The organism is Isoptericola halotolerans (genome assembly GCF_003003075.1).
In the GTDB taxonomy this organism is placed as follows: domain Bacteria; phylum Actinomycetota; class Actinomycetes; order Actinomycetales; family Cellulomonadaceae; genus Isoptericola; species Isoptericola halotolerans_A.
In genome coordinates this window covers 1-20,723 of sequence record NZ_PVTX01000001.1, presented here as the reverse complement: position 1 = coordinate 20,723, position 20,723 = coordinate 1, and the positions used below count along the sequence as shown (strand labels likewise).

The 20,723-nt window shown below is 71.5% G+C and carries 20 protein-coding genes; 8 read left to right on the top strand and 12 right to left on the bottom strand.

Annotation, left to right across the window (positions count from 1 at the left end):
- Positions 1-59 precede the first annotated feature (59 nt).
- The 4 genes from BCL65_RS18205 to BCL65_RS00095 form a co-directional block, all read right to left on the bottom strand.
- Entirely contained in the window at positions 60-734 is a 675-nt protein-coding gene (locus BCL65_RS18205) for a type II toxin-antitoxin system HipA family toxin (RefSeq protein WP_243401150.1), read from the bottom strand.
- Positions 622-1,299: a HipA N-terminal domain-containing protein gene (locus BCL65_RS18200; protein ID WP_243401140.1), complete on the bottom strand. Its 678-nt coding sequence runs from the start codon at positions 1,297-1,299 to the stop codon at positions 622-624. The genes BCL65_RS18205 and BCL65_RS18200 overlap by 113 nt, the downstream gene beginning before the upstream one ends.
- Positions 1,292-1,531 carry a helix-turn-helix domain-containing protein gene (locus tag BCL65_RS00100; RefSeq protein WP_106264080.1) on the bottom strand — a complete coding sequence of 80 codons (240 nt, stop codon included), beginning with the start codon at positions 1,529-1,531 and terminating at the stop codon, positions 1,292-1,294. Before BCL65_RS00100 ends, BCL65_RS18200 begins: the two co-directional genes overlap by 8 nt.
- Positions 1,532-1,625: 94 nt before the next feature.
- Positions 1,626-1,865 (bottom strand): DUF6480 family protein, encoded by a 240-nt coding sequence (locus BCL65_RS00095; protein ID WP_181340684.1) that lies wholly within the window; start codon positions 1,863-1,865, stop codon positions 1,626-1,628.
- A 152-nt stretch (positions 1,866-2,017) separates the two neighbouring features.
- Between BCL65_RS00095 and BCL65_RS00090 the strand changes: the two genes are divergently transcribed.
- Complete coding sequence (locus tag BCL65_RS00090) at positions 2,018-3,055, top strand: YihY/virulence factor BrkB family protein (RefSeq protein ID WP_106264075.1); 1,038 nt, start codon at positions 2,018-2,020, stop codon at positions 3,053-3,055.
- A gap of 43 nt (positions 3,056-3,098) precedes the next feature.
- On the opposite strand, the gene BCL65_RS00085 is transcribed toward BCL65_RS00090, so the two are convergent.
- Together BCL65_RS00085 and BCL65_RS17720 are read right to left on the bottom strand one after the other, a co-directional pair.
- Positions 3,099-4,412, bottom strand: coding sequence for an alkaline phosphatase family protein (locus BCL65_RS00085; RefSeq protein ID WP_106264073.1), 1,314 nt, complete (start codon positions 4,410-4,412; stop codon positions 3,099-3,101).
- Positions 4,413-4,536: 124 nt separating this feature from the next.
- Positions 4,537-5,631 carry an Lrp/AsnC family transcriptional regulator gene (locus tag BCL65_RS17720; protein WP_165800061.1) on the bottom strand — a complete coding sequence of 365 codons (1,095 nt, stop codon included), beginning with the start codon at positions 5,629-5,631 and terminating at the stop codon, positions 4,537-4,539.
- Positions 5,632-5,774: 143 nt separating this feature from the next.
- On the opposite strand from BCL65_RS17720, the gene BCL65_RS00065 reads away from it, so the two are divergent.
- The 5 genes from BCL65_RS00065 to BCL65_RS00045 are packed head-to-tail and all read left to right on the top strand — an operon-like array spanning position 5,775 to position 12,559.
- Entirely contained in the window at positions 5,775-7,169 is a 1,395-nt protein-coding gene (locus BCL65_RS00065) for an ABC transporter substrate-binding protein (protein WP_106264069.1), read from the top strand.
- 5 nt (positions 7,170-7,174) lie between these two features.
- On the top strand, positions 7,175-8,131 hold the full coding sequence (locus BCL65_RS00060) for a carbohydrate ABC transporter permease (protein WP_106265079.1): 957 nt from the start codon (positions 7,175-7,177) through the stop codon (positions 8,129-8,131).
- Complete coding sequence (locus BCL65_RS00055; RefSeq protein ID WP_106264067.1) at positions 8,128-8,991, top strand: carbohydrate ABC transporter permease; 864 nt, start codon at positions 8,128-8,130, stop codon at positions 8,989-8,991. Before BCL65_RS00060 ends, BCL65_RS00055 begins: the two co-directional genes overlap by 4 nt.
- Positions 8,988-10,361 carry a Gfo/Idh/MocA family protein gene (locus BCL65_RS00050; RefSeq protein ID WP_243401139.1) on the top strand — a complete coding sequence of 458 codons (1,374 nt, stop codon included), beginning with the start codon at positions 8,988-8,990 and terminating at the stop codon, positions 10,359-10,361. Before BCL65_RS00055 ends, BCL65_RS00050 begins: the two co-directional genes overlap by 4 nt.
- Positions 10,361-12,559 (top strand): alpha-N-acetylglucosaminidase, encoded by a 2,199-nt coding sequence (locus BCL65_RS00045; RefSeq protein ID WP_106264065.1) that lies wholly within the window; start codon positions 10,361-10,363, stop codon positions 12,557-12,559. The genes BCL65_RS00050 and BCL65_RS00045 overlap by 1 nt, the downstream gene beginning before the upstream one ends.
- A 22-nt stretch (positions 12,560-12,581) precedes the next feature.
- On the opposite strand, the gene BCL65_RS00040 is transcribed toward BCL65_RS00045, so the two are convergent.
- Together BCL65_RS00040 and BCL65_RS00035 are read right to left on the bottom strand one after the other, a co-directional pair.
- On the bottom strand, positions 12,582-13,841 hold the full coding sequence (locus BCL65_RS00040) for an NAD(P)/FAD-dependent oxidoreductase (protein WP_106264063.1): 1,260 nt from the start codon (positions 13,839-13,841) through the stop codon (positions 12,582-12,584).
- A 9-nt stretch (positions 13,842-13,850) separates the two neighbouring features.
- Positions 13,851-14,651: an SDR family NAD(P)-dependent oxidoreductase gene (locus tag BCL65_RS00035; RefSeq protein ID WP_106264061.1), complete on the bottom strand. Its 801-nt coding sequence runs from the start codon at positions 14,649-14,651 to the stop codon at positions 13,851-13,853.
- A 140-nt stretch (positions 14,652-14,791) separates the two neighbouring features.
- Here BCL65_RS00035 and BCL65_RS00030 point away from each other — a divergent pair, with 140 nt between their 5' ends.
- Positions 14,792-15,940: an RDD family protein gene (locus BCL65_RS00030; protein ID WP_106264059.1), complete on the top strand. Its 1,149-nt coding sequence runs from the start codon at positions 14,792-14,794 to the stop codon at positions 15,938-15,940.
- A 10-nt stretch (positions 15,941-15,950) separates the two neighbouring features.
- Here BCL65_RS00030 and BCL65_RS00025 read toward each other — a convergent pair whose 3' ends face one another.
- Together BCL65_RS00025 and BCL65_RS00020 are read right to left on the bottom strand one after the other, a co-directional pair.
- Complete coding sequence (locus BCL65_RS00025) at positions 15,951-16,646, bottom strand: phosphatase PAP2 family protein (RefSeq protein WP_106264057.1); 696 nt, start codon at positions 16,644-16,646, stop codon at positions 15,951-15,953.
- A complete protein-coding gene (locus tag BCL65_RS00020) occupies positions 16,643-17,326 on the bottom strand; it encodes a phosphatase PAP2 family protein (RefSeq protein WP_106264055.1) in 684 nt (227 codons plus the stop codon). Before BCL65_RS00020 ends, BCL65_RS00025 begins: the two co-directional genes overlap by 4 nt.
- 162 nt (positions 17,327-17,488) lie before the next feature.
- Between BCL65_RS00020 and BCL65_RS00015 the strand changes: the two genes are divergently transcribed.
- Entirely contained in the window at positions 17,489-18,661 is a 1,173-nt protein-coding gene (locus BCL65_RS00015) for a ThuA domain-containing protein (RefSeq protein WP_106264053.1), read from the top strand.
- Positions 18,662-18,792: 131 nt separating this feature from the next.
- Here the strand turns inward: BCL65_RS00015 and BCL65_RS00010 are convergent, their stop codons facing one another.
- A complete protein-coding gene (locus BCL65_RS00010; RefSeq protein WP_125206574.1) occupies positions 18,793-20,415 on the bottom strand; it encodes an Ig-like domain-containing protein in 1,623 nt (540 codons plus the stop codon).
- A gap of 164 nt (positions 20,416-20,579) precedes the next feature.
- Positions 20,580-20,723, bottom strand: a 144-nt coding sequence (locus BCL65_RS00005; RefSeq protein WP_219885636.1) for a Fe-Mn family superoxide dismutase, incomplete at its 5' end; no start/stop codon positions are given.

Sequence of the window (20,723 nt, the reverse complement as noted above, 5' to 3'; positions counted from 1 at the left end):
TGCCGCAAGACCCCCTCTGCGCTATACCTTGAAGAGGGAAGCCGCAGCCACCACCACGATCAGTGGTGGCCGGCCTCGCGTCCGGCGCGAAGATTGGTCGCGAACCGCACGATGTCGTCGGCCAGGCCTGGGTGCGCCCGCGGGTCCGGGGTCTCGACGGAGACCGTCTCGAGCACCGCCGCCAGGCTCTCGTCGACAACGTGGTCGGCGTCGCGCACACCCCATGAGTGGATCTCTGCCACCAGGTGGGCCCGCGTGATCGCTGCGTGCCGGTAGACGCGATCCACGGCGAGAGCGAGCTCGCCGTCGTTCGGCAGGTGCGCTTGTGGCACGACGTCGTAGGCCGGTGCGAGCTGGACGGACCCGTCACGGGGATGGAGAAGCGCCAGGTTCTTGGCATGCAGGTCGAGGTTGCCGATCGCCGCCGAGAGCACCGTCATGCGTGCCAGACGACGGACGGACCGTCGATCTCCCAGGGTGGTGAGCTCCCGGGCTACCCGAAGGAACGAGGCCTTGCCGCCGTACCGCTGATACTTCTGGTCCCCCTGTGTGCCGAGCACCTGGTTGAAGTCCTCCTGGTGGATCCGCTGCGGCGGGCTGTCGCCCGCGCCGTCCTCGCGGTCATAACGTTCGACGACGAGGGCGGGCACGCCGTCGAACTCCGTGATGCGGGTGTCGACGTCTGCCAGGCCGAGGGCACGAGCGATCCTCGCGCCGTACTCCTCGTCGTAGATGATCGTGGGGTGGTCCCGCGAAGCGGGCTTGAGGATGTGGGTCGACGGGTATCCGTCCAGCGCGCGCCCATCCTGTGGAGGTCCGGACCAGGACCACCTTGTCCTGGACTCCAGCCAACGACGTCTTGCCGCCTCGCGGTTTGTTCGCCAGGGGGAACGAGGCCACCTCGCTCAGAAGGTCGGCGACCCCGCGAGGAGTCAGCGGTTCCACCGCCGGCGTCCTGGGCTCTCCGGGCATCTCGGGATCCCAGATCTGCAGAGCACCAGCGACGTCGCGTCCGTACGCCCGCAGCAGCGCGACCACGTCGTGCTCCGAGGTCCCAGCCTGCTGCGCGAGACGTGTCAGCATCCGACCCTCGGGCAGCAGCTCACGGAAGAAGTTCTGCCGGCGCCCTCGGCGTGCCCGCGCGGGCACCACCGCGAGCGGGACCGCCACCGACATCACCAGGCTGTCGAGGCCGAACTCCTCGATCGCGTCGGCGTCGGCGTCGAAGTCGAAGGTCCTCCCGTCGCCCGTCAGCCTCCCGATCGTGACTCCGTAAAGCTCGACCACCAGCTCAACCATCGGTGCTCTGCTCGGTGATCGTCGCCGAGAGCTCGGTCCCCGTCTCCCGCAGGACTGCGAAGAGCCGTTCGGTGTAGATCGAGGGCTTCCCGCTCTCGATCTCCCAGATGTAGCGCTGCGTGGTGCCGATGCGCGCCGCGAGCTCCCGCTGACTCCAGCCGTTGAGCAGCCTTGCCTGCTGGAGGATCCGACCCAAGGACTCGGGGCTGGTGACCCGGCCTGTGTACGACATGAGTATCCGCCTCCGATGACTACGCTTGAGTAGTCATCATCGATGACGTCGAAAAAGTAGTCAATAGTAGTGACTACCTTTTCAGCGTCACGGATCAGTCGAAGAGACCGATGCCGTACCCCACGAAGTAGGCCGCCGCGAGCACGACCACCACCCCGATCGCCACGAGCCACACCCACGGCGTGGCGCGGCGCGGGCCGTGCTCGTCGTGGCCCTGCGGAGCGCTCACCTGGCCTGCGGCCGGCGGGGTGTCGCCCGGCTGGACATCGGTCTCGCTGTCTCGTCCCGGCTCGGGGTCCGGGCGGTGCGCCCGGTCGTCGGCGTCGTGCGTCATCGAGGCCTCCGTCGTGTCGAGGTTCGTCTCCACCGTAGGCACCGACGCCGTCTCGTCGCGCGCCGTGGGCCCGACCCGGCCGCGGCCTCGCGTTGCGGGCATCCGCGTCGCCGCAGAGCCTGGTGGCAGGACCGACGACACCTGGAGGGCCGATGGCTGACACCGACGAGTCGCGCACGGAACGGACGCACCGCGACTCCAGCAAGCCCGACTCCCCGCCCGACATGAAGGGCCCGCACTGGAAGCTCGCCCTCAAGGGCGCGTTCCGCGAGTTCAGCGACGACCAGTGCACCGACCTGGCCGCCGCCCTCACCTACTACGCGGTGCTGGCGTCCGCGCCGGCTCTCCTGGCCCTCATCTCCGTGCTCGGGCTGGTCGCTGACGCCGAGGCGGCAGTGAGCTCGGTCATGAACACCGTCTCCGACTTCCTGCCCGAGGAGACGCTGTCGATCGTCCAGCCGCTCGTCGAGAACGCCGCGAACTCCACCGGTGCGGGCCTCGCCCTGATCCTCGGTGTCGCGCTGGCCCTGTGGTCCGCCTCCGGGTACGTCACCGCCTTCAGCCGCGCGATGAACCGCGTGTACGAGGTCGAGGAGGGCCGGCCGTTCTGGAAGCTGCGCCCCGTCATGCTGGTGATCACCGCCGTCGTCCTCGTCCTGGTGATCCTGGTCATCGCCAGCCTGGTGCTGTCCGGGCCGGTCGCCTCCGCCGTCGGCAGCGCCGTCGGGCTCAGCGACGTCGCAATGACGATCTGGAACATCGCCAAGTGGCCCGTCGCGCTGCTGCTCGTCATCATCGTGATCGCGCTGCTCTACCACTCGACGCCGAACGTCAAGCAGCCGAAGTTCCGGTGGGTCAGCGTCGGTGCGGCCGTCGCGATCGTCATCTGGGCGCTGGCCTCCGCCGCGTTCGGGTTCTACGTCGCCAACTTCGGCAGCTACGGGTCGACGTACGGCACCCTCGGTAGCGTCATCGTGTTCCTGCTCTGGCTGTGGATCACCAACCTGGCCCTGCTCTTCGGCGCGGAGCTCGACGCCGAGATGGAGCGCAGCCGCGAGCTGCAGGGCGGCATCGCCGCCGAGGAGACCATCCAGCTCCCGCCCCGCGACACCAGCGCCAGCGACAAGAAGGCCGCCAAGCGCGCCGACGCTGTCGCCGAGGCCCGGACGCTGCGCCGTCAGCCCGACTGAGGCCGGGACGACGGCGCAGCGTTCCTCGCCTACTCCGTCTCGCCTATTCCGGGACGCGCACGGACTCGGTCAACACCCGTCCCTGCGCACCCGACGGCGGGTCGATGCCGAGCAGCGCGGCGATCGTCGGGGCGACGTCGACGTGCCGGGCGTCCGAGGGCGGCCGGTTCGGCAGCACGCCGGCGCCCGCGAGCGCAAAGGCGACGTCAAGCTCCGTCGACGCACCGTGGCGCCCGACCGGCTGGGACGGCGTCGCCCCGAACGACCAGCCGGGCTGCGGCTCGACGACGAGCTCACCGTAGTTCGGGCTCATCCGCAGCTCTGCCTGGTCGGTCTCGTCGTAGACGGCGCGGACCTGCGGGAGCTCCTCCAGCGCGGCGCGGATCGCCTCGACCGCACCGGCATCACCGGTGGCATCACCCACCAGGTGCAGGCTCGCGACGCCACCGACGACGATCGCGACGTCCGTGCCGGCAGCCGGCGAGCTGCCCGGCGACAGGATCTGGGCGTCGTAGCCCGTGTCGGCGATCGCGGCGAGAGCCTCGTCGCCGAACCCTTGGTCGAACGTGGTCATGCCGTGGTCGCCCGTCATGATGAACGTCGTGCGACCGTAGATCCCGGCCTCCTTGGTGGCGTCCACGACGCGCCCGACCTGCTCGTCGAGCATCATCAGGGCCTCGGGGATCGCCGGGTTCTCCGCACCGCCGGCGTGGCCGAGTGCATCCAGGGTGTCGCAGTACACGGCGAGGAGCTCCGGTGTCCCGCTCGCCGTCACCATCTGGCCGCCACTGTTCACCGGCTCGCCCCGAAGGACGTCGACGGCGTCGTCGACCCGGCGCGAGCAGTCGCCGCCGGGCTGCGTGTAGAGACCGTCCGGGTCGCCGTACGCGGTGCCGTAGTTCTGCAGGATGTACCACTGCGAAGAGAAGACGGTGCCGCCCTGGTCACGGATCGTCTGCGCGATGGTCGGCACGGCGAGGTCGCGCTGCTGGCCACGCGCGGTGTTCGTCTCCGGGTCGAACCAGTAGGCCGTGTTGAGGTGCCGCTCCGGCCAGGCGCCGGTGGCCACAGACGACCACGACGGGTTGGTGATGGTGGTCATGACGCCGCTGCTGGTCGTCAGGCTGCCGCGGCGCACGAGTCGGTCCAGGTGCGGGGTGGGCAGCTCGTCGACGAGCTCGAGGTAGTCGGCGTCGAAGCCGTCGAAGGCCAGCAGGACCACATGGTCCGCGGGTGCTCGCTCGGCGGCGGGAGACGGCGCCGCGGCGGTCGGCGCCACGAGGCCCAGGGTCGTCGCGACGGCTCCCGCGAGCGTCGTCGCGACGGCCAGGGCACGTGGCCGGGGTCCGAGGTTCATCAGCGTTGCTCCTCATCGTCAGGTGCAGGGACGCGGCCCGGTGACCGGGCCGGCACTCGGCATCGTCGCCGGGCGTGCCGGACGTGCACCGGGGTCTGCAAGAAAGCGACAACCAGGAGTGCGATCAGACGGAGAGCGCGATCGATCCGTCGGGCCGGGGAACGGACGGACGACCCCGCGACTCGGTCCGGGTCGCGTCGGGCGGTTCCGTGACCGTACGTCCTGCCCGCTTCAGGCTGCGCAGCGCCACCGCCACGTCGGCGAGCTGCAGGCCCGGCAGGTTCCCGACCGTCTCCGAGATGAACGTGTAGAGCCCTGCGTCCGACTCGAGCGCCACCTCGCCGCACAGGTTCCGGTCGCCGGTGGTGGCAGCGATCATCAGCACCGACGGGTGAGCCGCCAGGAGCTCACCGGCGCGGCTGAGGTGCGTCGGGTTGACGTTCAGGGAGATGAAGGCATCGACGGGGAGGTCGACCGCTTCGGGCTCGACCACGGTGCGCATGCGGAGCGCCCCGGACTGCATCATCGCCTCCGTCCGGCGACGCACGGTGATCGGCGAGACGCCGCACTGCTGCCCGAGCCGCTGCCACGTCGCACGCCCGTCCTCGGTCAGCAGCGCCGCGATCTGGTGGTCGAGGTGGTCGAGCACCGCCGCGGTGGCGGGCACGCGGTCGTTCCACCAGTCGATCCTGCAGGCACGAAGTCGCTCCACGGCGTCGGCAGGCAGCAGCTGCGGCATCCAGCGGTGCGGGGTCGAGAACCGCCGGATGACCTGGTTGCTCCAGACGGCCAGGACGTCGTCCAGCGCTGGGAGGCGGTCACGGGTGATCGCCAGCAGATGGGCCGGGGACGTGTAGCGGACCTCGGCGATGCAGTCGACGCTGCCGGTGAGCACCTTGACCGACCCGCACTCGGGCCACTCGGCCAGCCGTTCGGCGGTCCGGCTGCCCTGTCCGGGGCGGCACCGGAGCCGGACGAAGACGGACCGGGACCGCCGGGTGGCCTCGGCGTCGAGGCTCGCGGTGACGCGCACGGTACCCGCCGCGGTCAGGGCAGCTACCCGCCGTGACGCCGTCGCCTCCGAGGTGAAGACTGCCTGGGCGATCTGCGAGATCGAGGCGCGAGGGTGGGCCAGCAGTGCGCCGACGATCCGGCGTTCCAGGGCGTCGTCCACGACAGCCTTCCCGCTCGCGCGGCGAGCACGTTCCGATTCGTTCATCTTCGGTTCATCAGCGATCGTTCCTTGCAGCCCGCGGGCGAGATCGTGCGTCAATCTCGCGCCGTCGACCATCGTGACGATACGCGAGCCCGTCCGCCGGAGACAGGGCCGGTGGTGACGACGCACCTCGAGGAGTGAGACGGATGACATCAAGGTTCTGGCCGCGGTGGGCGGCCACGGTGGCGGCGGTCGCAGCGGTCGGCGTGGCAGCCGGTTGCTCCGGCAGCGGCGACGGTGACGGCGGCGAGGGGGCGAGCGGTGGCGACCAGACCGTGACCTTCTGGACACCGCAGACGACACCGGAACGGCTCGCGGCTCAGGAGGAGATCGCCGAGGCCTTCACGGCGGAGAGCGGCATCGAGGTCGAGGTCGTGCCGATGGCCGGCGCCGACCAGGACCAGGCGCTCGCCACGGGAGCCGCCTCGGGCGACGTGCCCGACGTCATCCTGCACGCGTCGACGCAGACCAGCGCCTGGAACTCCCAGGGCCTGCTCGACGTCGAGGCCTCGAGCGCCGCGGTCGACTCGCTCGGAGCCGACACGTTCAACCAGCACGCTCTCGAGGCCGTGACGGTCGACGGATCCACGGCCGCTGTCCCCAGCGACGGATGGATCCACGTCGTGGCATACCGCGCAGACCTGCTCGAGGAGGCCGGCGTCGACGCCCCCACGAGCGTCGACGAGCTCGCCGCCGCGGCGACGACCGTCAAGGAGGAGCTCGGCATCACCGGGATGGCCCTCGGCACCCAGGCCGGGACCGCCTCCGCCACCGAGGGGATCCAGTCGATCTTCCAGAGCTCGGGCTGCGAGCTCGCCACCGATGGCGACGTCACGATCGACTCCCCGGAGTGCGCCCGAGCGGCCGAGAACTTCCTCGAGCTGCGGAACTCCTCGACCGCGGGCGACTTCGACGTGCTGAGCGCCCGGGCCGCCTACATGAACGGCGATGCGGCCATGCTGCTGTTCTCCACCCACATCCTCGACGAGCTCGCGGGACTCGACGAGGCGACCCCCGCGACGTGCGCCGAGTGCGCCGACGACCCGGCCTTCCTCGCCGAGAACACCGAGTTCGTCACCGTCCTCGACGAGACGAACCCCGCGCAGTACGGCGCGATCCTCAGCTACGGCGTCCCCACCGGCGCGAACACCGAGGCCGCCCAGCAGTACATCGAGTACGTGCTCGGCGAGGGGTACGTCGACACCCTCGGGGTCGCGACGGAAGGCCGGATCCCGCTGCGCAACGGGACGCCGGAGAACCCGACCGAGTTCATCGACGCCTGGGGAGAGCTCGGCATCGGACCGGGCCAGGAACGGACCAGCGTCGAGCTCTACGGCGAGGAGTTCGTGGACGACATGTCCGCAGGCATCAACGCCGTCTACCTCTGGGGAATGGGGACCGACGACGCTGCGCTAGCGGGCCTCGTGTCCAGCCAGGGCGTCCTCGCGAACCAGATCGAGCCGCTGTACTCCGGTGCCGACCCCGAGGAGGTCACGGCTGCCATGGAGCAGGCGGTGAGCGAGGTCCAGGCCGGTCTGTGAGCACCATGACCACGGACACCTCGCGCCGGGGGCTCGCGGGTCGTGCGCGCCCCCGGCGCGAGAACCGCAACGGCCTGCTGATGTCCGCGCCGACGCTCGCCGTCGTGCTGTTCGCCTCGATCCTGCCGTTCGCCCTCGTCTTCGTGTTCGCGTTCAGCGAGGTCCGGCTCGTCGACATCCCGTACCTGTTCACCGAGCCGATCGACTGGTCGTTCGACAACTTTCGACGGGCGCTCAGTAATCCGGCTTTCTGGCAGGCGTTGAGCACCACGCTGCTCTACGCCACGCTGACGATGTTCGGCTCCGTCGGCGCCGGGCTCGCCGTCGCGCTGGCGATGCGTCGCCCCTTCCGGGGCCGCGGCGTCGTGCGTGCGCTGCTGCTCGTGCCTTATGTGCTGCCCATCGTCGCCGCGGCGACGATCTGGCGCACGATGCTCAACCCGCAGTACGGGATCGTGAACGTCTTCGGCCGGGAGCACCTCGGATGGGAGTCGTCCGTCGGCTTTCTGAACACGACCAGCACCGAGGTCTGGGGCGTCTCCGTCCCGCTCACCCTGCTCGTCGTCGTCCTGTTCGAGATCTGGACCTCGGCGCCGCTGTCCTTCCTCTTCATCACTGCGCGGTTGCAGTCCGTGCCGCCCGACATCGAGGAGGCCGCGGCACTCGACGGCGCGAACGGTCGCCAGATCCTCGGACGTATCGTCATGCCCCAGCTCCGCGGCGTGATCCTGCTCCTCTGCCTGCTGCGGTTCATCTGGACGTTCCAGAGCTTCAGCGAGATCTACCTGCTCACCGAGGGAGCGGGGGGTACCCAGGTCATGGCGCTGAAGGTCTACACCGAGCTCGTGACACGAGCCGACATCGGCAGCGCCGCCTCGTACGGGCTCCTCATGTCCGTCGTCCTGGTCGTGCTGCTGAGCGCCTACGTCCTGCTCTCCCGACGAAAGGTGGACGTCGAGTGACACGCTCAGCGACCCGCCCCCGCCGTGCCACGGAGGCCGGCCGGTTCGCCCTCATCGCCCTCGCCCTGTTCCTCGCACTCGCGCCGGTGGCCTACGGGTTCCTGCTCTCGCTGCGGCCCTACTCCGCGGTGGTCCAAGCTCCCCTGGACCTGATCCCGTCCTTCGACCAGATCGACCTGACGGGCTACACGACGGCGTTGCTCGATCCGGACCAGGGCGGGTTCGGACTGGGCCGCTTCGTCCTCAACTCGCTGGTCGTCGCGATCAGCACGGTCGCCCTGTCGGTCGTGGTCAGCATCCTGGGCGCCTACGCCGCAGCGCGCCTTCGATTCTGGGGCCGGGGCGCGGTCAGCGGGCTCATCCTGGCCGTCTACCTCTTCCCCGGGATCGTGCTCTCGGTGCCGCTGTTCGTCCTGCTCGCGCGGGCCGGGCTCACCGGGTCGCTGCTCGGACTGTTCCTGGTGTACGTCGCCGCCACGGTGCCGGTGTCGATCTACATGATGCGCAACTACTTCGAGGCGCTCCCGGAGAGCGTCGAAGAGGCGGCCATCATCGACGGGGCCTCCCTGCCGCGCATGCTGCGCTCCGTCGTCCTGCCGATCGCGCTGCCCGGCGTCGTCGCCACCGCCATCTACGTCTTCATGATCGCGTGGAACGAGTACTTCTACGCCCTGCTGTTCCTCGTGGAGGACCGCAGCCTGTGGACGGCACCGCTCGGCATCTCCCAGCTCGCGGACTTCAACGTGCCGGTGACGGTGCTGTTGTCGGGATCCATCCTGGTGACCCTCCCGGTGATCCTGTTGTTCTTCGTCGCCCAGCGTTACCTCGTCGAGGGCCTCACGACGGGAGCGGACAAGTGATCGCGTCGCCGCGCCCCATGCGCCTCGCCGTCATCGGAGCGGGCGGCCGTGGCCGCGACGCCTACGGACGATGGGCTGTCGACCACCCCGACCGCACCACGCTCGTCGCCGTGGCGGACCCCGATCCGTCACGGCGCCGCGCCCTGGCCACGACCTCCGGCGCCCGGGAGTACGCCGACTGGCGGCCGCTCCTCGCCGACGCGACCGGCCTCGGTCTGGACGGCGTGGTGATCGCCACCCCGGACAACGAGCACGTCGACATCGCTCTCGCCGTCGCGGACGCCGGGCTGCCCTTCCTCCTGGAGAAGCCCGCCGCGCCCAGCCTTTCCGAGCTCGAGCGGCTCGCCCGCCACGTCCGCACCTCCCGGGCACGCCTGGCGATCGGGCACGTCCTACGGTTCACGCCCTTCTGGAGGACGATCCACCAGATCACGTCCGCCCTGACCCTCGGACCTCTCATGACGGTCGAGGTCCGCGAGAACATCGGCTTCTGGCACTTCGCTCACTCCTACGTGCGTGGCAACTGGCGCAACGCCACCGCTTCCAGCCCGATGGTGCTCGCCAAGACCTCGCACGACCTCGACCTCATCCGGTGGCTCGTCGGCTCGGCCCCCGAGACGATCTACAGCATCGGCGAGCTCGGCTGGTTCCACCGGGGCAACGCCCCGGTCGGCGCTCCGGAACACTGTCTCGACGGCTGCCCGGTCGCCGACAGCTGCCCGTTCTATGCGCCGCGCTACTACGTCGAGGCGCTCGCCGAACAGCACGGCCACCCGGTGCACCTCCTCGGCCCCGACACCTCTGCTACCGGTCGCCTGGAAGCGCTGCGCACCGGGGACTACGGGCGCTGCGTCTATCGCTGCGACAACGACGTGGCCGACCACCAGCAGACGACGATGCTCTTTCCTGGAGGCGTCACGGCTACTCTCACCGCTTCCGCGTTCACCGCCGAGAACACGCGGAACGTGTCGATCAGCGGGCCGCTCGGCCAGCTCAACGGTCACATGGAGTCCGGCGAGATCACCGTGGACCTCTTCTCCCCCGGCGCGACCCTGCCGACCGGCCTGCCCACCCTCACGCAGCACGCCGAGGCGAAGGGCCCGATGGGCCACACGCGATACACCCTGACCGTGGCCAGCAGCGCGACCGACCTGGGCGACCACGCCGGTCATGCCGGCGGCGACGCCGGGCTCATGGCCGCCTTCGTCACGGCGCTGACCGAGGACACCGTCGGGCAGGGCCAGCTCTCGTTCAGCACGGCGCTCGACGCTCACCTCATGGCGTTCGCCGCCGAGGAGTCCCGCCTGCGGGGCCAGCGCGTCGACTTCCCCGCCTGGCTGGCGATCCACGGGACGGACGGTGCGCCGTGATGAGCACCACGACACCGCGCGGAGCCTCCGAGGAGGCGCCCTGGGCGGACGCCGTGCGCGGCGTGGTCCGCCGCGCGGGAGGCGATGCCTCACGAGTCAGCTTCGTCGAGCAGCACCCCGGGAACGGAGGGGTCGCGGACGCCACGTGGACGACGTCGGGAGGTCGCCTGAGGATCAGCGCTACCGACGCGGTCGCCGCCAGCGTCGGCTACCACCATCACCTGCAGGCCCGTGGCCGCCGCATCACCTGGGAGCATCCGAGCCTCGATCCCCCGCTCGGCCCGGACGACGGGCCATCGAGATCGGCGCACGTCGCGACACCGTTCGGCACCCGCTACTACCTGAACCTCGTCACCCACGCGTACAGCGCGGCGTTCTGGGGCTGGCCCCGGTGGGAGCGCGAGATCGACTGGATGGCGCTGCACGGCATCAACCACCCGTACGTCCTGACCGCCCACGAGGTCGTCCTGGCCGAGACGCTGCGACGCAGCGGCATCACCGACGAGGAAGCCTGGACGTGGATCGGCAGCGCTGCCCACCTGCCGTGGACGGCGGCCGGCGGCATGCACTCGTTCGGCGGCCCCCTGCCCGCGAGCTGGCCCGCGAGACGGCTCGATCTCGCACGGCGCATCCTGGCGCGCACCCGGGAGCTGGGGATGACGCCCGTCCTGCCGGTAGCCGGCGGCCATGTGCCCGACTCGCTCGCCGGGGACGGCGCCGACGCCATCGAGTGGCAGGGCTGGCGGACTCCCGTCCTGGACCCCACCGGCGCCGCGTTCCGGCGGTTCGTCACGACGTTCCTCGAGACGCAGGAGGAGCTGCTCGGTGACCTCGGGGACCGTCCGGTGCTCGCCGTCGACCCCTACCTCGAGTCGCTGCCACCGACCGGCGAGGTGGAGACGCTCGCCGCCGCTGGCGCCGCGACGTGGGACACGATCGCCGGTGTGCACCCCGACGCCACCTGGCTGCTCCAGGGCTGGCCCTTCCACTATCACCAGGCCTTCTGGACATCCGAGCGGGTGCAGGCCTACCTGGGTGGCGTGCCGCACGAGAACCTTCTGCTGATCGACCTGTGGGGCGAGCACGCGCCGATGTGGCGCGCTGGGATGCACGGGCGGCGGTGGCTGTGGACGGCGATCCACAACTTCGGGGGGCGCTTCGCGCTGTTCGGCGACCTCCACGGGCTCGTGCGTGACGTCGAGGAGCTGCGGCGGACGCGGCCGGACAGGCTCGAAGGCGTCGGGCTCGCGCCCGAGGCGATCGAGAACAACACCGTCTACTACGAGCTGGCCACCGACTCGGCGTGGGGCGAGACCGACGTCGAGACCTGGCTCGACCGGTTCGCCGTCCAGCGGTACGGGGTCACCGGCCCGGCAGCCGACGTTGCCCGAAACGCATGGCGCCTCCTGGCGCAGACCCTGTACGGCCCCGGCCGGACGCGCTCCATCCCGTCACCGGTGTACGCGCGGCCATGGAGCGCCGCGGCCCCGTTCGCCGCGCAGCGCGTCGCCGGCGAGGCACTCCCGCCGGGCGGGTCGCGGATGTCCGCGAACATCGACGCCGAGAACGACCCCGCTGTGCTCGGTGACCTGCCGACGGTCTCGGAGAGCGCACGACTGCTGCTCGCGATCGGGAACCGCGCGATAAGCGACGCCCTCGCGCGAGACGTCGTTGAGCTGGTGGGTCACGTGCTGGCGCAGGGCTCCCGGGCCCACATCCGAGGGATCCTCGAGTGCTACGCGGCGCATGACGCCGCGGGTCTGCGCAGGCATGCGCTCCGACTGGAGCAGGACCTCGCGGACCTCGACACGCTGTGCGCGACCCGGCCGGAGTCACGTGTCTCGACGTGGATCGCTCAGGCACGCCGGTGGGGTGAGACCGTCGCCGAGGCCGACGTCATGGAGCGGGACGCCCGCAGCCTCGTCTCGGTGTGGGGTCACCAGACCAGCGGGCTGCACGACTACTCCGGCCGCCACTGGGCAGGCCTGATCAAGGGGCTCTACCTCCCGCGGTGGCGGACGTGGGCCGCGTGGCTCGCCGACGCCGTCGACCGGGACGCCGAGCCCGATGTCGCGGTGCTACGGCAGCGCGTGGTCGCGCTGGAGGAGGACTGGCGCGCATCTCTCGGCAGCGACGACGTGAACGACGAGCCACCGCTGGTCGTCGCCGCGCACGTCCTCGACCGGCTGAGTCGCTGACGAAGCCCCGGCCCGCCGCCGGTCAGTCCAGCCGGATCCGCCCCGGCAGCTTGCCGACGTCGACCGGTCCGGCCGCCAGCACCTCGCGCGCCGCGTCGGTGGCGCCGGTGCCCTCCTCGACGCCCCAGAGCAGCACGCCGTGCACCCGCGCCGTGTCCGCGCCGTCGGCCTCTCGCTCCACGTAGTACGCGACCACCTGCTCCAGCGGATCCTCGGCGCCGCCCTGCCGGTCCTCGACGATCTCCAGCGACGCGTCGAGCATGCCGACCGCCTCGTACCGGACGCCGAACAGCACCGAGTAGTAGAAGGGCGTGTGCGTGTAGGGCTCGTCGGCGCCGGCCATGTCCCGGCCGGCGGACCGGCCCGACGACGTCGCGTGGTCCACGTGCTCGACCCGCCGCGTGCCGAGCACCGGGTCCGGGTAGTGCGCGACGTCGCCCGCCGCCCACACCGCGGGGTCGCTCGACCGCAGGTGCGCGTCGACGACGATCCCGCCGTCGTCGACCGCCTCCAGGCCTGCCTCGACGGCGAACCCGGTCTCGAGCGAGATGCCCAGGCCGGCGACGACGACGTCGACCTCGAGCTCGTCGTCGGACGACAGCGTCAGGCGCACCGGCCCGTCGGGGCCGCGCACCTCGCCGCCCGTGGCCTCGGTGCCGCGGACGAGCTCGACGCCGTGCTCGCGGAACAGGCTCTCCACACGCTGGGCGAGGTCTGCCGGGAGCATCTGCCCGAGCAGCGTGTCCTGCGTGAAGACGAGCGTGACGCGCGCGTCGGTCTCGGTGAGCCCGGCCGCGAGCTCGGTGGCGATGTAGCTCCCGCCCACCACGGCGACGTGCGGGCTCCCCTGCGCCGTCAGTCCGCGCAGCGTCTCGTAGTCGCGCACGCTGCGGAACGGGATGACGCGGCCGGACCCGTGAGGGTCGTCGACGTCGAGCGAGGCGGGCGTGCCGCTGGTCGCGACGAGGGCCTTGCCGTAGCCGATCTCCTGGCCGGACGCCGTGCGAACCGTGCGCCGCGCGGTGTCGAGTCCCACGACCGTCTCGCCGAGCAGCAGCTCGGCGCCGGTGTCCTCGGCGGTGCCCGTCCAGACCTGCTCGAAGGAGAAGTCAGGGTCCGTCCACAGCTTCTTGGACAGCGCGGGGCGGGTGACGGGCTCGGTCGGCTCCCGGCCGACGATCCCTATGGTGCCCTCCGCGTCGATCTCGCGGATGCCGCGCGCTGCGGCGTCGGACGCCATGCCGCCGCCGAGCAGCAGGTAGTCGTAGTGGTCCCTCGTCATGTGGCCTCCTCAGATCGTGGCGACGGAGCCGCCGTCGACCCGGTAGTTCGACCCGACGACGTAGCTCGCGCGGGACGAGCAGAGCAGCGCGACCACCGCGGCGACCTCCTCGGGCCTCCCCCGGTGGTCCCGCTCGATGAAGGGCCGCTCCTCGGCCAGGAAGCTGCGGACCGCCTCGTCCCGGTCGACGCCGAGCTCGGCGGCGCGGGCGTCCATCATCTCGTCGGTCATGGGCGTCTCGACGAAGGCGGGCGAGACGGCGTTCACCAGGACGCCCTCGCGGCCGTACGTCTTGGACAGGCCCTTGGTGAGGTTGAGGATCGCCGCCTTCGAGGCGCTGTACGGCAGCTCGTCGACGTAGGGCTGCACGCCGTCCTCGGACGAGACCAGCACGACGCGGCCCCACCCGGCCGCGCGCATCCCCGGCAGCAGCGCCCGCACGGTCCGCACGGCGGCGAGCAGGTCGACCTGCAGCGTCTCCAGCCAGCCGTCGTCGTCGATCTCGTGGAACAGGCCCTGCGCCCCGTGGATCCCGGCCGAGTGCACCAGGATGCCCGCCGGGCCGAAGGCCTCCTCCGTGGCGCGCACCAGCGCCGCGACGTCGTCGGGCCGGGCGAGGTCCGCGCCGACGGCCGCCCATCTCTCCTGCGGCACGCCCAGCGACTCCGCGGCCGCGCGGACCCGGTCCGTGTCGACGTCGGTCAGGACGACGCGCGCCCCCTCGCGCAGCAGCTCGTGGGCGGTCGCGAGACCGATGCCGGAGTCCGCTCCGGTGACGACCGCGACGCGGCCTTCGATGCCCAGGTCCACAGGTGCTCCCCTCGTTTCGTGCGACAGGTTCGACGCGGCTGTCATCGTGCCCAGGGACGGCGTGGGCTCGCACGGGCAACGGGCGCCGGCGCCACGGACACGCCCGTGACCTGGGCGCACGCCTGTGGGAGCCTCCTCCCATGACGACGACGGTCCCGACGCACGCACGCTCCCCGCGGCCGCGACGTCGGCCACGGCAGGTGCCTCCGCGCCGTCGGCCGCCGCTGGGACCCGAGCCCCTCGTGGACGGCCACGAGAAGGCCGGCTGGCTCCTGCGCGTGCTGGCCGTGCTCCTGGACTCGGCCGTCGTCGCGTCCATCGCGTGGCTCGCCACGAGCGACGCCCCGACGTACGCCGCGCTGCCGCTGCTGCACCGCGGTGAGCAGCCACAGCTCGGCTCCGACGCCGTCTCGTGGACCGTCGGCTCGCTCCTCGGCCTCGGCATCCTGCAGGCCTACACCGGGATGACGCCCGGCAAGCGCGTGTGCGGCATCAGCGTGGTCGACGCCGGCTCGGGCCGCCCGATCGGGATGCTCGGCACCGTGCTGCGCTGGCTCGCCCACTTCCTCGACGCGTTCCTCCTGCTCGGCTACCTGCGCGCCACGTGGCACCCGGAGGGCCGCACCTACGCGGACTCGCTGCTCGGTACCGTCGTCGTGACCAGCACCCGGCCGCGACCTCACCGCTGGGTGGCGTGGCTGCGCCGCCTCCGCGACGCCCGCGCGCCGTGGCTGCGCTGGCCTCGGATCGTCACGAGCGGCGTGTCCCTGGTCGTGTGTGCCGCGGCGGCGGCCATGAGCCTGGTGCAGGGCAGCGGCGGGTCGGGACACTTTTCGTCCGACATGACCTCCTGCACCAGCACCAGTCCGTTCGTCGCCACGGCCACGATCGGCAGCGCCGCGTCGGCGACGTGGGAGTCCCGGCTCGGGATCGAGCGGCCGGTCGAACGGTCGTGGGAGGTGGCGGTCGTCTGGTCGGCCGCGCTCGGGGTCGACGACGGCGGGAACCCTCCGCTCGACGCCCCGTCCGCCGCGCTGGAGGTCCGCGCACCCGACGGGAGCTTCTACTCCGCGGAGGGCGGGCCGATGCCGGACGACGAGCCGGGCGCCGACGCCGACAACAGCGTGTGGTGGAGCGTCCCCGAGCCGATCGCCTCGGTGAGCGTCGAGGCGCCCCAGGACCTCTCGGGCGCGACCGCCACCGCAGTCCTGCTGGACGACGGCGGGACGCTCCTCGCCCGATGCACCGTGCCGGTCCCCGCGACCGAGCACGAGGAGCCGGCGCCGTGACCCGGCGGCGCTACGGGCGTCCGGGCGCGGAGCGTCGCAGGTAGCCCCACGCGAGGACCACGCAGACCGCGCCGTTGACCAGACCCAGGGCGACGTCGGCCGGCCCGTGCATCCCGCGATACATCCGGGAGATCCCGACCAGCAGCGGCACGAGCACGCACAGGGCGGTCACCACGACGCGCAGCACGGGATGGCGGATGCGCTGGGCCAGCAGCGCCAGGGTGAGCCACAACGCGGTCGAGGCTCCCGTGTGCCCGCTCGGGAAGCTCGACGTCGGTGGCGCGTCGTCGAGGTGCGGGACGTCCGGACGCTCCCGCCCGACGACGGCGGACGCGGTCACGAAGACCAGCGACTGCAACGACACCGCGAGCGCCGGCACCAGCGCGAACCACCACTGGCGCGTGCGCCACCACAGGACCGCGACGGTGAGCACGGTGACGCCGATGACGACCTGCGTCGCCCCGAGGTGCCCGACCCACTCCGAGACCGTGTTGAGCACCGGGGTCCGGCGGTCGGCGAACCACGTCTCCACGGGGTCCCCGGCCGGCAGGTCGCCGAGCGGTCCGACGACGAGGAGGCCGAGACCCACCAGGAGGCACCACCAGGCGGCAGCCGGCGCGAAGGCCCGGACGGCGAGGTCGCGCGCCACCGCTCTGCCGTCGGGTCGGCTCGGGTCGAGCTCGTAGCGGTGGACGAACGCGGTCATCGGACCTCCGGCTCGGGGATGCGGGCAGTGCTGGTCCAGCCCACGTAGCCGAGGTACGAGGCGCCGGCGAACGTCGCACCCAGCAACGCTCCGGCGACCACGTCCGAGGGGAAGTGCACGCCGAGCATCACGCGGTGCGCGGCGGTGACGAGGGCCAGCGTAGCGGCGACCGCCGGGACGGCGACGCGCGCCCGCGGTCCGAGCAGCGGCCACACGAGCAACGTCAGCGTCACCGCGCCGGTCGCCGCCGCCATGGCGTGGCCCGACGGGAAGCTGAAGCCCGGCGCCGCGGTGATCGCGTCGTCGACCTGCGGCCGGAGGCGGCCCACCGCCTCCTTCGCGAGCACCGACAGACCCCACGAGGCGACGAGCGTGCCGAAGGCCCACAGCGCACGGCCGCCCAGGCCGCGGCGGCGCCACACCCACAGGCAGAGCAGACCCCCGGCGAGCACCACCCAGCGCGGCTGGGTGACCTCCTGCCAGACGACCAGGCCGGTCTGCAGCGCGGGGAGGTCGCGCGTGGCCTCGAGGGCCGCGGCGACGGCGGCCTGGTCGGCGTCGAGCACGGCCGGCGCCTCGGCACGGACGAGCCAGGCGAGCACCAGCACCGGGAGGAAGCCGGCCAGGCCGAACGCTCCGGCGCGGACCAGGGCACGGGTGCGGTCAGAGGATCGGGGCATCAGGGGACGGTAGCCCGGGTCGTGACCGAGCGCAGCCGGGACAGGCGCCCGGCAGGCTTTTGTCGCAGGCCAGCAGACTTTTGCTCTCAGGTGGTGACATCTACCGCTCCCGGGGTTAAGTTGAACCGGTCAACGAATGTGCCGCATGCGCAAAGGAGCGTCATGAGCAAGCGAACCTCCGCCACCCGCTGTGCCGTCGCCGGTACGGCCACCGCCACCCTCACCCTCACGCTGGGCCTGGCTGCCGCCGGGTCGGCCACCGCCGCACCGGGCGCCACCGCCGGCGAGGAGCTCGACGAGATCCTCGTGGTCGGCAAGACCCTGGGATTCCGCCACTCCCACATCGACGACACCACCCACGCCCTGATCGACCTCGGTGCGGAGCACGGCTTCGACGTCGACGTCTGGGACCCGCCCAACAGCTCCGGCGGCTGGTGGGGCCCCGGCTCCCCCGGCCAGCCCGACCTCACGATGGACTCCACGCCGTTCACGTCGGCGCAGGACCTGGCGCAGTACGACTCGATCGTGTTCGTCTCCCCGGTGGACAACACCAACAACCTCGACCCCGACCAGCCGCGGCTGCTCGACGACGCCGAGCTCGCCGCGCTGCAGGGCTTCGTGCACGACGGCGGCGGCGTCGTCGGCATCCACGCGGCCACCGACACGATGCACACCTCGAGCTGGTTCACGCAGCTGATCGGCGGCGGGGCGCGGTTCGCCGGCCACCCGCAGCAGCAGACCGCCACCATGCGGGTCGAGAGCCCGGCGCACCCCTCCATGGAGGGCGTCCCGCTCGAGTGGGAGCGCTGGGACGAGTGGTACAACTACACCCTCAACCCGCGCGGCGACGTGCACGTGCTGATGACCCTCGACGAGTCGACCTACCAGGGCGGCACGATGGGCGAGGACCACCCGATCGCCTGGTGCCAGAACTTCGAGGGCGGGCGCTCCTGGCACCAGGGCGCCGGGCACGTCGAGGATTCCTGGGCCGACCCGACCTTCCTCGGCTCCGTGCTCCGCGGCATCCAGTGGACCGCGGGCACGGTCTCCGGTGGCGGCGACTGCGTCACGTGGTCCGAGGTCGACACGCTCGTCGAGGAGCTGCCGAGCGACACCGCCCGTGACCGTGTCGCCGTCAACCAGCTCGAGCGACGCCTGGACAACGCCCAGGAGGCCGCCAACGCCGGTGACGCCTCGAAGGCCGTCCGGATCCTGCGCCCGACGGCGGCGCTCGCCGGCGCGCTGGTCCGCGACGACGAGGCCGCCGCGACCCTGCAGGCCAAGGTCACCGACCTGATCGAGTGGCAGCAGGGCCTGGCCGACGCCGATCTCTGACCGTCGCGGGAGCTGCGGCGAGAGGCCCCTCCCTGGCGGGTAGCCGTCCCGGGAGGGGCCTCTCGTCGCGGTGTCGCGCGGGCCTGCTGCCCACGCCAGGCTTTCGGCTGACCCGTGCTCAGCGAACCAGCTCAGCGGAACCAGACGTACAGATTGTTCTTGACCGCCCGCTTCGTCTTCGACGACCCCGTGTAGACGACCTTGATCGTGTGGTGGCCGTCGCTGAGCCCGGGCAGCTTCACCGTGCGGGAGCCGTCGTGCCTCTTCTTCAGCCGCACCTTCTTGACCGTCTTGCCGTCGGCCTTGATCTTGATCTTGCCCGTCGGGTCGACGTCCGACGGCGACTTCACACGGACCTTCACCTTGGCTCGCTGCGGATCGTTCACCGTCTTGTCGACCACCTTGGCCCGGACCTTCGTCTTGGCCTTGCGCACCCGAACCGTCTCGTAGCTCGTCGACGAGGCGTACCGACTGTCGCCCGAGTAGACGACGCGCAGCGTCGTCCTGCCCACGCGCAGCCGGTGACCGTCGATGCGCACCGTGGTCTCGCCCTCACGCCGGATCTTCTCGCTGCCCACCTTGGTACGGCCCCGATAGACCGTCACGGTGCCGGTGGCGAAGTGGCCGTCGTTGCCGGACCAGGAGGTCTCGGCGCCCGTCCGGACGAGGAGCCGGTGATCGACCCCCCAGCGCATCTGCCGCTTCTCCCTGGCCCACATGTCGCTCTCGACCTTGGCGACGCGCAGCACGACGTCGGCGCTGGTGTCCTCGACGGTCGGCGAGCCGGTGAGCCGGACGTGGAGCCGGTGGTTCCCCGGCGGGAGCACGTCCGACTCGATCACGAAGACTTCGGTGCGGTTGTGCTCCTCGTCCGGCCGGATGCGCGCGAGGCGGCGGTCGCCGGCGTAGAGAGCCAAGGTCCCTGCGACGCGGTCGACGTCCGGGACGTCGACGGCCACCTTCCACCAGGTGTCGTGCGGGTCGACGGATCCGCCGACGACCCAGGCGTCCAGGTCGCGTTCCGCCTTCAGGATCGGGACCGTCAGCTCCGCCCGCGACCGCTGCAGGCCGCCATACGGCACGAAGACGACCTCGAACGACTCGTTGCCTGGCAGGACCTCACGCAGATGGAGCCTGACCCGCCCTCCGGCGCCGACCCGCTCCTGGTCGACGAACTCGCCGGTGTCGAGCGACCACAGCTCCACCACACCACTCGGCAGGTGTTCACCCCGAACGTCCACCTGGACGTCGACCGCTCCTCGGTCGCCGTAGTGGAGCTGCTCAGGAGCGTCGACGACGGTGGTCGTCGTGGCCACGGTGCCCTCCGACACCTCCACCGTGCCGGTCCACTCCGACCCCGCGTACCCGGCCGCCGGGAAATATCGCACCGTGACGGGGTAGGTGCCTGCCGCGGGGAACTCGGCATGGATCGGGAGACGGCCGGAAGCCCAGGTGCTCGAGCCGGAGTAGTCGATCCCGTTCACCTCGGCCAGGAGCCCACCGTCATGGACCAGCTCTCCGTCGGGCGTGGTCACCCGCACGTCGAGATGCCGCGCACCGGCCGGCCACCACGTCTCGTACTGGCTCACGCTCACCGTGGTGGCGATCAGATCGTCCGCGGTCGCCGCGCGCGCCCCCGGCACGACGGCCACCACGCCGGCCAGGGTGAACGCCAGCACTGCGGCAAGGAGCCGCATCACCGCGTGCCGGTGGTCCGGGAGGGGCATGGTCCGTACCGCGGCACTGCTGGTCACCGAGCATCTCCTTGGGCGTCGTCGCTGCCAGGGACCCTAGCGCATCACGTCACGGGATAACCAAAGCTCGGCAAAAGGCGCTCCGCACTCCGCTCCGCACCGTGCGACAGGGCCCGGTTCGCGTGGTGCGCGAACCGGGCCCTACGACGCCGTGCAGGAGATCCTCAGGCGGGGAGGATGAGTGCGGTGGTCTGGGTGCGGGCGCGGTCGAGACGGGCGGCGACGTCGCGCCAGTTGGCGATGTTCCAGAACGCCTTGACGTAGTCGGCCTTGACGTTGAGGTAGTCGAGGTAGAAGGCGTGCTCCCA

Bases quoted from the DNA above. Each gene is read 5' to 3' on its own strand.
- BCL65_RS18200 (WP_243401140.1), bottom strand. From the start codon at position 1,299: ATGGTTGAGCTGGTGGTCGAGCTTTACGGAGTCACGATCGGGAGGCTG.
- BCL65_RS00100 (WP_106264080.1), bottom strand. From the start codon at position 1,531: ATGTCGTACACAGGCCGGGTCACCAGCCCCGAGTCCTTGGGTCGGATC.
- BCL65_RS00095 (WP_181340684.1), bottom strand. From the start codon at position 1,865: ATGACGCACGACGCCGACGACCGGGCGCACCGCCCGGACCCCGAGCCG.
- BCL65_RS00090 (WP_106264075.1), top strand. From the start codon at position 2,018: ATGGCTGACACCGACGAGTCGCGCACGGAACGGACGCACCGCGACTCC.
- BCL65_RS00085 (WP_106264073.1), bottom strand. From the start codon at position 4,412: ATGAACCTCGGACCCCGGCCACGTGCCCTGGCCGTCGCGACGACGCTC.
- BCL65_RS17720 (WP_165800061.1), bottom strand. From the start codon at position 5,631: ATGAACGAATCGGAACGTGCTCGCCGCGCGAGCGGGAAGGCTGTCGTG.
- BCL65_RS00065 (WP_106264069.1), top strand. From the start codon at position 5,775: ATGACATCAAGGTTCTGGCCGCGGTGGGCGGCCACGGTGGCGGCGGTC.
- BCL65_RS00060 (WP_106265079.1), top strand. From the start codon at position 7,175: ATGACCACGGACACCTCGCGCCGGGGGCTCGCGGGTCGTGCGCGCCCC.
- BCL65_RS00045 (WP_106264065.1), top strand. From the start codon at position 10,361: ATGAGCACCACGACACCGCGCGGAGCCTCCGAGGAGGCGCCCTGGGCG.
- BCL65_RS00040 (WP_106264063.1), bottom strand. From the start codon at position 13,841: ATGACGAGGGACCACTACGACTACCTGCTGCTCGGCGGCGGCATGGCG.
- BCL65_RS00030 (WP_106264059.1), top strand. From the start codon at position 14,792: ATGACGACGACGGTCCCGACGCACGCACGCTCCCCGCGGCCGCGACGT.
- BCL65_RS00025 (WP_106264057.1), bottom strand. From the start codon at position 16,646: ATGACCGCGTTCGTCCACCGCTACGAGCTCGACCCGAGCCGACCCGAC.
- BCL65_RS00020 (WP_106264055.1), bottom strand. From the start codon at position 17,326: ATGCCCCGATCCTCTGACCGCACCCGTGCCCTGGTCCGCGCCGGAGCG.
- BCL65_RS00015 (WP_106264053.1), top strand. From the start codon at position 17,489: ATGAGCAAGCGAACCTCCGCCACCCGCTGTGCCGTCGCCGGTACGGCC.